Source organism: Streptomyces sp. UW30 (assembly GCF_008042075.1).
Classification (GTDB): Bacteria; Actinomycetota; Actinomycetes; order Streptomycetales; family Streptomycetaceae; genus Streptomyces.
Map to the genome: position 1 here is coordinate 1,322,398 of NZ_RDBN01000005.1, position 12,587 is coordinate 1,334,984.

A 12,587-nucleotide genomic window follows, 5' to 3' on the forward strand; every position below is an offset into this window, starting at 1 on the left:
TGCACAGCGTCCAGGAGTGCACAGCGTCCAGGAGGGCCGGATCGTCGTCGACGGCTGCCGCGGGAACTCGGCCTGGGAGCGGCCGGGCCAGGCGGCGGAGCTGGCCGTGCGCCGGGCCACGGGCGAGGACGCGGCTCAGGCGCTGACGGTCGTACGGACGCACGGCACGTCCCCGATCAGCTCGCGAGCGTCGTCGTCACCCTGAGTTCGCGTACCGCCACCACGTCCATCCGCGCGGGCGAGCCCAGCGCCGACGCCCCGCAGCTCTCCGGACGGGGCGGCAGGGAGGCGCCCTGGACCACGCTGACCCGCCACGTGCGCCCGTCCGCGTGGGCGACGGTCACCTCCCACCTCGGGGCCGTGCCGTGCGTCCGTACGACCGTCAGCGCCTGAGCCGCGTCCTCGCCCGTGGCCCGGCGCACGGCCAGCTCCGCCGCCTGGCCCGGCCGCTCCCAGGCCGAGTTCCCGCGGCAGCCGTCGACGACGATCCGGCCCTCCTGGACGCTGTGCAGGACGTCCTTGACGGCATGGGCCTGCGCCCTGCCGTACGCGTAGCCGTACGGGAGCACGAGCAGTGTCGGGGAGAAGCGATGCCCGCCCAGATGGGTGACCTCCCAGACGCCGTCCACGCCGGAGGCCGCCAGCTCGGCCGCGAGCGGGCGGCCCAGGAGTGCGCAGCAGCGGTCCCGCTTGCCGTTGGTGCAGACGAGCGCGAGGGGGCCGCCTGTGTGGGGCCGCCCTTGGAGAACCTCGTCGAAGGTGTGGTGGTCGCCCCTACCGAGGGCGGCGAAGTCCAGGTCGAGCAGGTGCTGGGGGTCGCTGATCGTGGCGGTGTGCAGCCAGACGTTTCCGGGCACGGTGTGGGCCACGTAGACCTGGCGTTCGGAGGGCCCGCCGCAGTCGGCGTGCCGGCCCGGGCGGCGGATCAGCGCGATGCGTACGCCCGTGCCCTGCGCGGCCGCCTCCAGGGCACGGCCCAGCGCGGGATCCAGGTGGCTCTGGGTGAGCGCCATGGCACCCCACGGGCCGGGCTGCTCCAGCAGCAGCCAGGTCGTCGCGGTCGCCGCGGTCCCCGCGATGGGCTCGTCGAGGTCCTGCGAGACGGTTGAGCACGTACTCACAGAGGTGAGCCTAACCTGACTTGAGTCGACGTGACTGCTTGAGGGGAGCAGTGCGGCTCGCGCGGCCCGAGAAACGCGTGTGGCCTGGTGCCGTTCTGGCGCCAGGCCTCATCGGTGAGGATCGAGCAGTGACGGGGTGCCGGCTGCTCGCGGGGTCGAGTGGCCCGGTTCGCGGGGCGGTTGCTCGCGGCCGGGGAGTGTGACGGTACGGGTCTGGGGTGTGGACGCGTGCTCGTGCGGTGGTCTCAGGCGTCGGGGATGTCTGCCTTGGCGCGGATGAGGGTCTCGCGGCTGACAATGACGATGCGCTCGTAGTCCGCGCGGGCGGCATCGGCGGGCAGTTCCGACTCAAGCGCCTCGGTGGCCTCGGTGCCGATGACAGCGAAGTTACCGTCGCTGAGTTCGAACACATCCGGGCAGGTGGCTCCTGAGTTACTGCCACGGGCGCTTGGAGGCACACCGATGCGGCGCACGATCTTCAACAGTGGTCCTTAGGGCTGGGCATACAGATGGCGAGCAGGGTATCGATGTTTCTCGAGTTACCAGGTCTTGATCGCGAAAACTCACCCAGTCGCGCTCAAGTCGCTGCTCTGTTGACCACCACGGTGTCCCGCGCCGGGCCTGGTCAGTCGGTCGGCGGATCGCCGACAACCCACCATTCGTCGGTATCGGCTTCGTCGAGGTCTCTGACGAGACCGTCGACCATGTGCCCCAGTTGTGCCTCCTCGGACGCCTCGTTCAGGGAGGCACGCATGTGCTGCGACGCCTCCCAGTACTCGCGGAAGACCGGGCTCTGGAAGAACTCACGCAGATGCCGGTACAGCTCCTCACGGTCGAGAGTTCCCGCCCGGTGGAGGTGGAACAGGTGGACGTACCATGCGTTGGCGTAGAAGAACTGGCGGCGCCTCTCCACCGGGATTGTCTTGTCGTAGGTGTCGATCACCGCGGCGAGCGAAGGATCGTCGATCGCCCTGGCCAGTAGCTCCCACTGCATACGCTGCTGGTGTGCCACCGCCTTGCGGTGGATCGCCAACTCCTCCAGTTCCAGCTGCTTCTCGCGCAGACGTGTTTCCTCCTGCTTCTCACGCAGACGCGTTTCCTCGGTCCGTCGTAGATGCGCGGCCGCCGTCGCGGTCGCGGTGGCGACCAGGAGGGCGAGCGCGGCGGAGCGAAGCCTCCCCGCGAGGTGTTTCCGTGTGGTCATGTCAACTACCCCCGATCAGGCGGCCGTCCGCCGGTCGTCGGGGTGCGGGTCGACTGGTGGGGACCGGCGAGCGGTGGGCGGCGCTTGCCGTCTCCCAGAGTGCCGAGCGGCTCTGATCGGCGGGGAGGCGGAGAGGAGGCGCACAGAGGGAAGCGAGGGTCGCACACTCCGGTGCCATGCCCAACGTCTGCCCGGCAAGTGCTGCTAACAATCGTTCACTTCGCGGGGATTCTTCCGGCTCGTATCCTGGGTCGGCATTCAAAACCTCGTATGCGCGCCGAGCCGCGAGCCGGTGCACCCGTCGGCGTGAGAAAGGTCGCACGTTGAGCAAGCCGACCCCCGGCCCGCAGCAGATTCCGGTCGTCGTTCTCGCCGGATTCCTCGGTTCCGGCAAGACGACTCTGCTCAATCACCTCCTCCACCGCAGCGGAGGCACCCGCATCGGGGCCATCGTCAACGACTTCGGGTCCATCGAGATCGACGCCATGGCCGTCGCCGGCGCGCTCGGCGACTCGACGGTCTCCCTCGGCAACGGCTGTCTGTGCTGCGCGGTCGACGCCAGTGAGCTGGATGTCTATCTGGAGCGCCTCGCAAGGCCGTCCACCGGCATCGACGTCATCGTCATCGAGGCCAGCGGCCTCGCCGAGCCCCAGGAACTCGTGCGCATGCTGCTCGCCAGCGAGCATCCGGGCATCGTGTACGGCGGGCTCGTCGAGGTCGTCGACGCCGCCGAGTTCGACGACACCCGCGCGAAGCACCCCGAGATCGACCGGCACCTCGCCCTCGCCGACCTGGCCGTCGTCAACAAGCTCGACCGGGCCACCGACGGGGAACGCGTCCTCGGGATCATCCGTCAGCTCGCCGACCGCGCCGCTGTCGTCCCTGCCACCTACGGGCGTATCGACCCCGCGTTCCTCTTCGACTGCCGGCCCAGCGAGGAGCGCATCGGGCAGCTGTCCTTCGACGACCTCCACCAGCACGGCGGGCACCACACCGACCACACCGGTCATCTGCACAGCGCCTACGACAGCCTGTCCTTCGTGTCCGACATCCCTGTCGATCCACGGCGGTTGATGGGGTTCCTGGACGGCAGGTCGGAGGGGTTGTACCGGATCAAGGGGTACGTCGACTTCGGGCCGTACGACGCCGCGAACCGCTACGCCGTGCACGCCGTCGGGCGGTTCCTGCGCTTCTACCCGGAACCCTGGCCCGACGCCGAGACACGCCTCACCCAGCTCGTCCTCATCGGCTCCGGCATCGACACCGCCACCCTGACCAAGGAACTCGAGGCGTGCAAGAGCGACGCCCCACACGCCGACGAGCATGGCATGTGGGGCGTTCTGCGCTACGTACAGGACCCGGAGGGAGCCGAGGAAGCGGAGGAAGCGGCCTTCGAGGAGGCTTAGACCGGGCCCGCCACCACCGACACCGTCTTCGGAAGCGACACACCCGAGCCGTCGCGGCGCGGGTCCATCTCCGGGAGCTCGACCGGTGTGCCGTTCTTCTGCGCGGCCCGCGCCGSGACGGCGCCCGCCCAGCCCAGGGACAGGCAGTCCTCGCCCTTCAGGAACCGCTGGCAGCGCACGCCGCCCGTGGCGCGGCCCTTGCGGGGGTACTGGTCGAACGGGGTCAGCTTGGCCGTCGTCTGGACCGAGTCGTCCAGGGTGCCGCGCGAGCCCGCGACCGTGAACACCACCGCGTCGGCCGCCGGATCCACCGCCGTGAAGGAGATGACCTTCGCGCCCTCGGTGAGCTTGATGCCCGCCATGCCGCCGGCGGCGCGGCCCTGCGGGCGGACCTGCGCGGCCTGGTAGCGCAGCAGCTGGGCGTCGTCCGTGATGAAGACCAGGTCCTCCTCACCGGTGCGCAGCTCGATCGCGCCGACGATCCGGTCGCCGTCCTTCAGCGTGATGACCTCCAACTCGTCCTTGTTGGACGGGTAGTCGGGCACCACGCGCTTCACGACGCCCTGTTCCGTGCCGAGCGCGAGGCCCGGAGAGGACTCGTCGAGGGTCGTCAGGCAGACCACCGTCTCGCCGTCCTCCAGGGAGACGAACTCCGACAGCGGCGCGCCGCCCGCGAGGTTCGGTCTCGACGCCGTCTCCGGCAGCTGCGGCAGATCGATGACGTTGATCCGCAGCAGCCGGCCCGTGGACGTCACCGCGCCCACCTCGCCGCGCGCCGTGGCCGGCACCGCCGAGACGATCACGTCGTGCTTGGAGCGCCTCGCGTCGCCGTCCTCCGCGAACGGGTCGCCGTTCGCCGTACGGGCCAGCAGCGCCGTCGAGGACAGCAGCACCCGGCACGGGTCGTCGGCCACCTGGAGCGGCACGGCGGAGACCTGGGTGCCCGCCGACTCCAGCAGGACCGTACGCCGCTCGGTGCCGAACTTCTTGACCACCGCGGCCAGTTCGGCGGAGACCAGCTTGCGCAGCTCGGCGTCCGAGTCGAGGATCCGGGTCAGCTCGGCGATCTCCGCGCCCAGCCGCTCCTTCTCCGCCTCCAGCTCGATGCGGTCGTACTTGGTGAGGCGGCGCAGCGGCGTGTCGAGGATGTACTGGGTCTGGATCTCGGACAGCGAGAAGCGCTCCATCAGGCGTTCCTTCGCCTGTGCGCTGTTGTCGCTGGAGCGGATCAGCCGGATGACCTCGTCGATGTCGACGAGCGCGGTGAGCAGGCCCTCGACCAGGTGCAGGCGGTCGCGGCGCTTGCCGCGGCGGAACTCGCTGCGGCGCCGGACGACCTCGAAGCGGTGGTCGAGGTAGACCTCCAGGAGCTCCTTGAGGCCCAGGGTGAGGGGCTGGCCGTCGACCAGTGCGACGTTGTTGATGCCGAAGGACTCCTCCATCGGCGTCAGCTTGTACAGCTGCTCCAGGACCGCCTCCGGCACGAAGCCGTTCTTGATCTCGATGACCAGGCGCAGGCCGTGCTCGCGGTCGGTGAGGTCCTTGACGTCGGCGATGCCCTGGATCTTCTTGGAGCCGACCAGGTCCTTGATCTTGGCGATGACCTTCTCCGGGCCGACCGTGAAGGGCAGCTCGGTGACGACCAGGCCCTTGCGGCGGGCGGTCACGGTTTCGACCTCGACCGTGGCGCGGATCTTGAAGGTGCCGCGGCCCGTCTCGTAGGCGTCCCGGATGCCGGCCAGGCCGACGATCCGGCCGCCGGTGGGCAGGTCGGGGCCCGGGACGTACTTCATCAGGGTTTCCAGATCCGCGTTCGGGTGGCGGATCAGGTGGCGGGCGGCCGCGACGACCTCGCCGAGGTTGTGCGGCGGCATGTTCGTGGCCATACCGACGGCGATGCCGGACGCGCCGTTGACCAGGAGGTTCGGGAAGGCGGCGGGCAGCGCCACCGGCTCCTGCTCCTGGCCGTCGTAGTTGGGGGTGAAGTCGACCGTGTCCTCGTCGATCGACTCGGTCATCAGACTCGTCGCCTGGGCCTGCCGGCACTCGGTGTACCGCATGGCGGCCGGCGGGTCGTCGTTGCCCAGCGAGCCGAAGTTGCCGTGGCCGTCGACCAGCGGGACGCGCATCGAGAAGGGCTGGGCCATGCGCACCAGGGCGTCGTAGATCGACGCGTCGCCGTGCGGGTGCAACTTACCCATGACCTCGCCGATGACGCGGGCGCACTTCACATAGCCGCGGTCGGGGCGCAGGCCCATCTCGTTCATCTGGTACACGATGCGGCGATGCACCGGCTTGAGGCCGTCGCGGGCGTCCGGCAGGGCTCGGGAGTAGATGACCGAGTACGCGTACTCGAGGAAGGAGCCCTGCATCTCGTCGACGACGTCGATGTCGAGGATCCTCTCCTCGTACGAGTCGTCGGGCGGCGGGGTCTTCGTGCTGCGGCGGGCCATCGCTGCCGGCTCCTTGCTGAGGCGTGGACGGATCTGACGCGGACCATTGTGGACCGCGGCACTGACAACCACCGACCAGGACCCGATGTTGGGCTCCAGCCCGGCGCGTGAGAAGTGTCGCCGACGCCGGGCCCCACCTGCGACCGACGGGGCGACAAGGCACCAACGGCACTGGAGGATCGGGGGCTTGCGGGCGGCGGCGCGACGTGTCGGCGGTGGGGTAGGAGGGCCGACCGTAGGCCAATGTGCCGGCCGTAAGCCAATGTGCCGGCCGTAGGCCAATGTGCCAGCTGTAGGCCAATGTGCCAGCCGTAAGCCAATGTGGCGGCCTTGGGGCATTGCGCCGGCCGAGCCGAGCCTCGCCGACTTCCGATGCCCACCCCCCGGACCGAACACCGTCCCCCGGACCGAGCGCCGTCCCTCCCAGACCAAGCACCGGCCGACACGCAACCGGCGAGCCCCATGCCCGGCGCTCCAGCCTTCGAGTCCCGGCCTTCGAGTCCCGGCCTTCGGGCCCCGGCCTTCGGGCCCCGGCCTTTGGGCCCCGGCCTTTGGGCCCCGGCCTTTGGGCCCCGGCCTTCGAACTCTGGCCCTCGAACCCCAGCCGCGACCGCCCGGACCAGCCCACACAGCCGCGCCCACAGCCGCGCCCACCACGGCGGCAAGCGCACGCCGCGAGACCGTTCACTCGCCGGAGTGATCGACGGCCGGCGGTGCGAGTCCTGCGAGCGAGCGCGTGGAGCGGAACGCGGTGTCGTCCGTGCCGCGGCCCATGACCGACGGCCGCCGTCTGGCGCCCGGCACGCGCGCGTGGCAGGGGCTCCATCGCGCCCCGTCCCCGATACCGCAGGCCTGGCAGCGTGCGCTTGCCGCCGTGGTGGGCGCGGCTGTGGGCGCGGCTGTGTGGGCTGGTCCCCTACCCCACCTACCCCACCGCCGACACGTCGCGCCGCCGCCCGCAAGCCCCCGCACACGACCACCCCGATCCGTATGCCGAGGCCCACACTGACGAGCTGTCCCGACTCCCGTCCCGCCCGCTCCACACGAACCGTTCTGACCGGGAACTTCGCCGACCTCTCGGACGCTGCATACAGTGGCAGGAACTGAAGCCGAACTGCTCGGCACAACGCAGTGCACGCGACCGGAAGGACACCTTGCCCATGGGTCACACGGCCACACCGGAGGCACAATCCGGCGGCCTCACCGCGACGGAGCACCGCCTGGCCAATGGCCTGCGTGTGGTGCTCTCCGAGGACCACCTCACGCCGGTCGCCGCCGTCTGCCTCTGGTACGACGTCGGCTCCCGCCACGAGGTCAAGGGCCGTACCGGACTCGCCCACCTCTTCGAGCACCTGATGTTCCAGGGCTCGGGAAGCGTCAAGGGCACGGGGCACTTCGAGCTCGTCCAGGGCGCGGGCGGCTCGCCGAACGGCACCACCAGCTTCGAGCGCACCAACTACTTCGAGACCATGCCCGCCCACCAGCTGGAGCTCGCGCTGTGGCTGGAGGCCGACCGCATGGGCAGCCTCCTGGTGGCGCTCGACGATGAGGGCCTGGAGAACCAGCGGGACGTCGTCAAGAACGAGCGCCGCCAGCGCTACGACAACGTCCCCTACGGCACGGCCTTCGAGAAGCTGACCGCGCTGTCGTACCCCGACGGACACCCGTACCACCACACGCCGATCGGCTCGATGGCCGACCTGGACGCGGCCAGCCTGGAGGACGCCCGCGCGTTCTTCCGCACGTACTACGCGCCGAACAACGCCGTGCTGTCGGTCGTCGGCGACATCGACCCGGAGCAGACGCTCGCCTGGGTGGAGAAGTACTTCGGCACCATCCCGGCCCATGACGGCAAGCCCGCGCCGCGCGACGGCTCGCTGCCCGACGTCATCGGCGAGCAGCTGCGCGAGGTCGTCGAGGAGCACGTCCCCGCGCGCGCGATGATGGCCGCCTACCGCCTCCCGGCGGACGGCACGCGCGAGTGCGACGCGGCCGACCTGGCGCTGACCGTCCTCGGCGGCGGCGAGTCCTCCCGCCTCTTCAACCGGCTCGTGCGGCACGACCGTACGGCCGTGGCGGCCGGCTTCGGCCTGCTGCGTCTGGCCGGTGCGCCCTCCCTGGGCTGGCTGGACGTGAAGACCTCCGGCGACGTCGAGGTGCCCGTCATCGAGTCGGCCGTCGACGAGGAGCTCGCCCGCTTCGCGCAGGAGGGTCCCACCGCCGAGGAGATGGAGCGCGCGCAGGCCCAGCTGGAGCGCGAGTGGCTGGACCGGCTCGGCACCGTCGCGGGCCGCGCCGACGAACTGTGCCGGTACGCCGTGCTGTTCGGCGACCCGCAGCTGGCGTTCACCGCCGTACAGCGCGTCCTCGACGTCACCGCCGAGGAGGTCCAGGCGGTGGCCCAGGCCCGGCTGCGTCCCGACAACCGTGCGGTGCTCGTGTACGAGCCGACCGACGCCGCCGCGACCGACGAGACCACCGACGAGAACGAGGAGTCGGCGCAGTGACCGAGCTCGCCAGCATGGAGTTCCACCCGCAGCCCCAGGCCGGCCCGGCCAGGCCCTGGGCGTTCCCGGCGCCCGAGCGCGGCAAGCTGGACAACGGCCTCACCGTCCTGCGCTGCCACCGCCCCGGCCAGCAGGTCGTCGCCGTCGAGGTGCTCCTGGAGTCGCCCCTGGACGCCGAGCCGAAGGGCCTGGACGGCATCGCCACGATCATGGCGCGCGCCCTGTCCGAGGGCACCGACAAGCACACCGCCGAGGAGTTCGCCGCCGAGCTGGAGCGCTGCGGTGCCACGCTCGACGCCTACGCCGACCACCCCGGCGTCCGCGTCAGCCTGGAAGTGCCTGTCTCCCGCCTGCCGAAGGCGCTCGGCCTGCTCGCCGACGCCCTCAGGGCGCCCGCGTTCGACGACGCCGAGGTGGAGCGCCTGGTGCGCAACCGGCTCGACGAGATCCCGCACGAGCTGGCCAACCCCTCGCGTCGCGCCGCCAAGGAGCTCTCCAAGGAGCTGTTCCCGGCGACCTCGCGCATGTCCCGCCCGCGCCAGGGCACCGAGGACACCGTCGCCGGCATCGACTCGGCGTCCGTACGCGCCTTCTACGAGCGGCACGTACGCCCCGTGACCTCCACCGTCGTGGTCGTCGGCGACCTCACCGGCGTCGAGCTCGACGCCCTGCTCGGCGACACCCTGGGCGCCTGGACCGGCTCTCCGGCCGAGCCGCGGCCCGTCCCGCCGGTGACCGCGAACGACACCGGGCGCGTCGTCATCGTCGACCGCCCCGGCGCGGTCCAGACGCAGCTGCTGATCGGCCGGGTCGGCCCCGACCGGCACGACCGCGTGTGGCCCGCGCAGGTGCTCGGCACCTACTGCCTCGGCGGCACCCTCACCTCCCGGCTGGACAAGGTCCTGCGCGAGGAGAAGGGCTACACCTACGGTGTGCGGGCCTTCGGCCAGGTCCTGCGCTCCGCCCCGGACGGCACAGGCGCGGCGATGCTCGCCATCAGCGGCTCCGTCGACACTCCGAACACCGGCCCGGCGCTCGAGGACCTGTGGACGGTGCTGCGCGGCGTGGCCGCCGGGGGTCTCACCGACGCCGAGCGGGACTTCGCCGTGCAGAACCTCGTCGGGGTGGCGCCGCTGAAGTACGAGACGGCGGCGTCCGTGGCGAACACGCTGGCCGACCAGGTCGAGCAGCACCTGCCCGACGACTACCAGGCGACGCTGTACCAGCAGCTGGCCGCGACCGGCACGGTCGAGGCCACCGCGGCGGCCGTCAGCGCCTTCCCGGTGGACCGTCTGGTGACGATCCTGGTCGGCGACGCGGCCGAGATCCGGGAGCCCGTCGAGGCCCTCGGCATCGGCGAAGTCACCGTCGTCGCGGCCGAGTAGAGGACGCACCGGCGCCGGGAGGCGCCACGCGCGCGTAGGGGCCCTGGTGACGTAAGAGTCACCAGGGCTCCCTTATGCCCGAATTGAGGGAGAGGTTGCCTGTCTGACCTGTGGGATGCACTACAAAAGCCGGGATCCGTTTGGGGATTGAAAGATGTCCCGTTTAGCGTCTTCCGGGCTGTCCGTCAGGCACTGCGCCGCGCCCGCGGCACCGGACAGCCATCGCCGAGTCCCCGTACGGCGCGAGCCAGGGGAGCCGGGGACCCACGAAGTCCCTGGGGTGAATCGGACGCCCGCGCGCACGCGAGGGGGCCCGTAGGAGACCTTCCTGCTCCGAACCCGTCAGCTAACCCGGTAGGCGAGAGGGAAGGAAAGGACCAGCCACTTCATGGCGTTCAACTGCGCCACGGGGAAGAACCGCCCCACCGGGAAGCACCGTAAGCCCGGCCGGTTCGAGCGCACCACCGCCCGCGCGGCCGGAGTCGCCGCGCTCACCGCCACCGGAGTCGTCGGCACCCTGGCCGCCCCGGCGCTCGCCGCCGAGCCCGCCGCGGAGCAGAGCGGCCTCATCCCCGTCATCTCCGTCGAGAACTCCATCGCGGACCAGATCGACGCCCAGGCCATCGCCCAGGAGCGGGCCGCCGCGGAGGCCGCCGCCGCGAAGAAGGCCGCCCAGGAGGCCGCCCGCGAGAAGGCGGCCGCGAAGGCGAAGGCGGAGCGCGAGGCCAAGGAGCGCGCCGCCCGCGAGGCCGAGCGCAAGCGCCTGCTGTCCTACGTCGCCCCGATCGCCGGCTCGTACGTCTCCACGGGCTACAAGGCCGGCGGCGCCGTCTGGTCCTCCGGCAGCCACACCGGCATCGACTTCCACGCCTCCAGCGGCACCTCCGTCCACGCGGTCGCCTCCGGCACCGTCGTCGAGGCCGGCTGGGGCGGGGCGTACGGCAACAACATCGTGATCAAGATGAACGACGGCACGTACACCCAGTACGGCCACCTGTCGTCCATCGGCGTCTCGGTGGGCCAGACCGTCACCCCCGGCCAGCAGATAGGCCTGTCCGGCGCCACCGGCAACGTCACCGGGCCGCACCTGCACTTCGAGGCCCGCACGACGCCGGAGTACGGCTCGGACATCGACCCCGTCGCCTACCTGCGCTCGCACGGCGTGAACATCTGACGCCACCACCGCGCCCACCGAAGCCCCGGCTCCCCGAGCCGGGGCTTTCGATGTTTCCCGGCCGGTTGCCTGTCCAAAAAATATCCATGGATTCCGGCCCCCTGTCGGAAATTCCGGCCGGTTGCAATAGAGTCACTGCGAACACGTCATTCTCGACGTTTCACGGGGATTAAAGCGGAGGTCGGTCATGCGTATTCCGGCGCATTCGGTATGCACGGCGATCCGGGACGACATCGTCGCCGGTGTCTACGAGCGTGGCAGCCGGCTCACCGAGGAACTGCTCGCACGCCGCTACGGCGTCTCCCGCGTCCCCGTGCGGGAGGCCCTGCGCACCCTGGAGGCGGAGGGCTTCGTCGTGACCCGGCGGCACGCGGGCGCGTGCGTCGCCGAACCGACCGAGCAGGAGGCCGCCGACCTGCTGGAGATGCGCGGCCTCCTGGAACCCCTGGGCGCCTCCCGGGCCGCCCAGCGGCGCACCGAGGCCCATCTGAAGGTGCTGCGCGGCCTGGTGAGGCTGGGGCAGGAGCGGGCCCGGCGGGGAAACAGCGAGGACCTGCGCTCCCTGGGCGCCTGGTTCCACGAGACGCTGGCCCAGGCATGCGGCAGCCCCGCCCTGACCTCGATGCTGACCCAGCTGCGCCACAAGATCGCCTGGATGTACGCCGTGGAGGCACCGGCCGAACCGGTGGAGTACTGGACCGAGCACGGCGCGATCGTGGACGCGGTGGCGCGCGGTGACAGTGAACGCGCCCGCGCGATCACGGCCCTGCACACCGAGCGCTCGCTCTCCGCGCACCGCCTTCGGTTCGGCTCCGGCGGCGAGCGCACGGAGCGTGTGAGGAATTCGCAACATCCCGTAAACATGCCGAGCCTGCGGCATTAACACAGGCGCCGTATACAAAGGAGAGGTAATTCGAGGGGGATTATTTTTGCTGCCCGTGAGCGGGAAATGCGAAGGGCTCGCCCGGTAATTCGAGCGAGCCCTTCATGATGCCCTGGTGGCGTTTTTTCTCAGACGCCCTCAGATGCCCTCGGACAGTCTCAGACCGTCTCGGGCAGCTCCTCGAGGCCCTCGGAGACCAGCTTCGCCAGCCGGTCGAGGGCGGCGTCCGCACCCTCGGCGTCGGAGGCGAGGACGATCTCCTCGCCGCCCTGGGCGCCCAGGCCCAGGACGGCCAGCATGGAGGCCGCGTTGACGGGGTTGCCGTCAGCCTTGGCGATCGTCATCGGGACGCCTGCGGCCGTGGCGGCTCGGACGAAGATGGAGGCGGGGCGGGCGTGGAGGCCCTCGGCCCAGCCGACGTTGACGCGGCGCTCAGCCATGTGATGCTGCCCTT

At 70.9% G+C, this 12,587-nt stretch carries 10 protein-coding genes, 1 pseudogene and 1 riboswitch; of the genes and pseudogenes, 6 read left to right on the forward strand and 5 right to left on the reverse strand.

Translation table 11 applies throughout. The features are described from left to right. Nucleotides 1–205 (forward strand): annotated as a pseudogene (locus EAO75_RS07695) (hypothetical protein); the annotation flags it as partial. On the opposite strand, the gene EAO75_RS07700 reads toward EAO75_RS07695, so the two are convergent. From EAO75_RS07700 to EAO75_RS07710, 3 genes are all read right to left on the reverse strand, one after another. Further along, nucleotides 177–1,121 carry a sucrase ferredoxin gene (locus tag EAO75_RS07700; RefSeq protein WP_147994190.1) on the reverse strand — a complete coding sequence of 315 codons (945 nt, stop codon included), beginning with the start codon at nucleotides 1,119–1,121 and terminating at the stop codon, nucleotides 177–179. The pseudogene EAO75_RS07695 and the gene EAO75_RS07700 sit on opposite strands and share 29 nt — an antisense overlap. A gap of 245 nt (nucleotides 1,122–1,366) precedes the next feature. After that, a complete protein-coding gene (locus tag EAO75_RS07705; RefSeq protein WP_030945081.1) occupies nucleotides 1,367–1,603 on the reverse strand; it encodes a hypothetical protein in 237 nt (78 codons plus the stop codon). A gap of 143 nt (nucleotides 1,604–1,746) precedes the next feature. Next, entirely contained in the window at nucleotides 1,747–2,325 is a 579-nt protein-coding gene (locus EAO75_RS07710; protein WP_147994191.1) for a DUF6082 family protein, read from the reverse strand. Nucleotides 2,326–2,648: 323 nt separating this feature from the next. Here EAO75_RS07710 and EAO75_RS07715 point away from each other — a divergent pair, with 323 nt between their 5' ends. Further along, nucleotides 2,649–3,731, forward strand: a complete 1,083-nt coding sequence (locus EAO75_RS07715) for a CobW family GTP-binding protein (protein ID WP_261989173.1) — start codon at nucleotides 2,649–2,651, stop codon at nucleotides 3,729–3,731. Here the strand turns inward: EAO75_RS07715 and EAO75_RS07720 are convergent. Beyond that, a complete protein-coding gene (locus EAO75_RS07720) occupies nucleotides 3,728–6,184 on the reverse strand; it encodes a DNA topoisomerase (ATP-hydrolyzing) subunit A (RefSeq protein WP_147994193.1) in 2,457 nt (818 codons plus the stop codon). The genes EAO75_RS07715 and EAO75_RS07720 overlap by 4 nt on opposite strands. A gap of 1,160 nt (nucleotides 6,185–7,344) precedes the next feature. Here EAO75_RS07720 and EAO75_RS07725 point away from each other — a divergent pair. From EAO75_RS07725 to EAO75_RS07740, 4 genes are all read left to right on the forward strand, one after another. After that, the gene (locus tag EAO75_RS07725; protein WP_147994194.1) at nucleotides 7,345–8,691 is read left to right on the forward strand and encodes a M16 family metallopeptidase; all 1,347 of its coding nucleotides are present in this window, start codon (nucleotides 7,345–7,347) and stop codon (nucleotides 8,689–8,691) included. Further along, nucleotides 8,688–10,076, forward strand: a complete 1,389-nt coding sequence (locus tag EAO75_RS07730) for a M16 family metallopeptidase (RefSeq protein ID WP_147994195.1) — start codon at nucleotides 8,688–8,690, stop codon at nucleotides 10,074–10,076. Before EAO75_RS07725 ends, EAO75_RS07730 begins: the two co-directional genes overlap by 4 nt. Nucleotides 10,077–10,289: 213 nt before the next feature. Beyond that, nucleotides 10,290–10,452, forward strand: a riboswitch (cyclic di-AMP (ydaO/yuaA leader). Nucleotides 10,453–10,464: 12 nt separating this feature from the next. Continuing rightward, nucleotides 10,465–11,250, forward strand: coding sequence for a M23 family metallopeptidase (locus tag EAO75_RS07735; protein WP_147994196.1), 786 nt, complete (start codon nucleotides 10,465–10,467; stop codon nucleotides 11,248–11,250). A gap of 187 nt (nucleotides 11,251–11,437) precedes the next feature. Continuing rightward, on the forward strand, nucleotides 11,438–12,133 hold the full coding sequence (locus EAO75_RS07740; protein WP_147994197.1) for a GntR family transcriptional regulator: 696 nt from the start codon (nucleotides 11,438–11,440) through the stop codon (nucleotides 12,131–12,133). 158 nt (nucleotides 12,134–12,291) lie between these two features. Here EAO75_RS07740 and EAO75_RS07745 read toward each other — a convergent pair whose 3' ends face one another. Continuing rightward, nucleotides 12,292–12,573 (reverse strand): HPr family phosphocarrier protein, encoded by a 282-nt coding sequence (locus EAO75_RS07745; protein WP_030957658.1) that lies wholly within the window; start codon nucleotides 12,571–12,573, stop codon nucleotides 12,292–12,294. Nucleotides 12,574–12,587: the final 14 nt, after the last annotated feature.

Coding starts and splice junctions, on each gene's coding strand:
- EAO75_RS07710 (WP_147994191.1), bottom strand. CDS start 2,325: ATGACCACACGGAAACACCTCGCGGGGAGGCTTCGCTCCGCCGCGCTC.
- EAO75_RS07725 (WP_147994194.1), top strand. CDS start 7,345: ATGGGTCACACGGCCACACCGGAGGCACAATCCGGCGGCCTCACCGCG.
- EAO75_RS07735 (WP_147994196.1), top strand. CDS start 10,465: ATGGCGTTCAACTGCGCCACGGGGAAGAACCGCCCCACCGGGAAGCAC.
- EAO75_RS07740 (WP_147994197.1), top strand. CDS start 11,438: ATGCGTATTCCGGCGCATTCGGTATGCACGGCGATCCGGGACGACATC.
- EAO75_RS07745 (WP_030957658.1), bottom strand. CDS start 12,573: ATGGCTGAGCGCCGCGTCAACGTCGGCTGGGCCGAGGGCCTCCACGCC.